Source organism: Nitrospira sp. BLG_1 (assembly GCF_047338595.1).
In the GTDB taxonomy this organism is placed as follows: Bacteria; Nitrospirota; Nitrospiria; order Nitrospirales; family Nitrospiraceae; genus Nitrospira_D.
Map to the genome: position 1 here is coordinate 1 of NZ_JBLFBO010000137.1, position 1,139 is coordinate 1,139.

The following is a 1,139-nucleotide window of genomic DNA, read 5'->3' on the forward strand; positions in this document are numbered from 1 at the left end:
TATACTGCTCCCCATTAAGACAGCGGCCACCGGAACTGAGTAGACTGTGGCTGATCCACCAAGGAGGGATCAGCCATGAAGCGACGGAAGTGGGACGCGAAGACCAAAGCCATCGTCGTTCTGGAGGGCCTCAAGGGCAAATCGGTCGGGGCGATTTGTCAGGACTATCAGATCAGCCAAGCTCAGTATTATCAGTGGCGCGATCAATTTCTGGCGAACGCGCCGAAAACATTTGAGGTGGCCCAACAGACGGACCGTGAAGCACGCCTCCAACGCGAGAATGCTCGGCTGAAGAGCCTCGTCGGTGAATTGACGCTGGAGCTCAAAAAAAGCGACACGGAGGGGTGGCCATGAGGTGGCGCACCTCGGTAGCCGTCGCGAAGCGAAACGAGACCGTCGTGCAGCGTATCCGAACCCTGAAGGCTGAGCATCCGTTCTGGGGCTATCGCCGCATCTGGGCCCATCTGCGGTTTGTAGACGGACTACCGATCAACAAGAAACGGGTGCTACGGCTGATGCGGCAACACGGGCTGCTGGTGAAGGCCAATCCCCGGCTGAAAGCGACACGGACACCCGGCCGGAGCAAGCCGCGCCCAACAGCTCCCCATCAATGGTGGGGCATCGACATGACCAAGGTGATGGTCGAGCCCATTGGCTGGGTGTATGTCGTGCTCGTGCTGGACTGGTACACGAAGAAGATTGTGGGCCACTACGCCGGGCTGCAAGCGAAGAGTGCGCACTGGCTCCTGGCGCTGGAGCAGGCGGTGCAGCAACAATTCCCGGCGGGAGTCCAGGGCCAAGGAGTGTCGTTGATGAGCGACAATGGGTGTCAGCCCACGTCGGTCGCCTTTATGAAAACCTGCGCGACACTCGGCATCACACAGGCGTTCACAAGCTATAACAACCCGAAAGGGAACGCCGACACAGAACGGCTCATGCGAACACTCAAAGAAGAACTCCTCTGGCTCCGGGAGTGGACGAGTTCACTGGAGCTGGAACGCGCTCTGGCGGCGTGGGTCAATTGGTACAATACAAGCTATTTGCATTCGGCGCTCGGGTATCGGACGCCATGTCAGGTCGAACAACAACTCAGCCACAGTACTCAGTTTGTGGCTGCTTGACTAATGGGGAGCACTACA

2 protein-coding genes are annotated in these 1,139 nt (G+C 58.5%); both read left to right on the plus strand.

The features are described from left to right. Window positions 1-75: 75 nt before the first annotated feature. The gene (locus tag ACMTNU_RS20750; RefSeq protein ID WP_413937187.1) at window positions 76-354 is read left to right on the plus strand and encodes a transposase; all 279 of its coding nucleotides are present in this window, start codon (window positions 76-78) and stop codon (window positions 352-354) included. After that, complete coding sequence (locus ACMTNU_RS20755) at window positions 351-1,121, plus strand: IS3 family transposase (RefSeq protein WP_413937188.1); 771 nt, start codon at window positions 351-353, stop codon at window positions 1,119-1,121. Before ACMTNU_RS20750 ends, ACMTNU_RS20755 begins: the two co-directional genes overlap by 4 nt. The last annotated feature ends 18 nt before the right edge of the window (window positions 1,122-1,139 follow it).